The 307-nt window shown below is 38.8% G+C and carries 1 pseudogene; it reads right to left on the bottom strand.

The annotated features are described in order from the left end of the window. Positions 1–215: pseudogene (locus HC175_RS22565) on the bottom strand (MFS transporter); the annotation flags it as partial. Positions 216–307: the final 92 nt, after the last annotated feature.

The raw sequence follows: 307 nt of genomic DNA, 5'->3' as shown, positions 1-307 counted from the left end.
CAGGTCCTGTCACTGTAGTAGCCAATGATAGGCTGAACTATAAGTCCTGTAATAGGTGCAACTAACCAGAACCACGAGAGTTCATGAACATCGGCTCCAAAAATTTGCAGAATTCTACTGGCGTTGGCATTTTGTAGGGCAAAACCAAGCTGTATCCCCAGAAATCCAAAACTCATGTTCCAGATCTCCCAAAAACTCAAAGTGCGTTTTTGCATTATCGTAGTATTTGATTACGATAAGCTGTTTAGACTTATCAAAACTTAATTAAGGGGAAGTAGAAATATAAGTCCTGATAAAAATCTGTCAA

This window comes from Salinimicrobium oceani (assembly GCF_012037645.1).
Note: the sequence above shows the minus strand (reverse complement) of the source record. Positions and strands in the feature narration are given on the sequence as shown.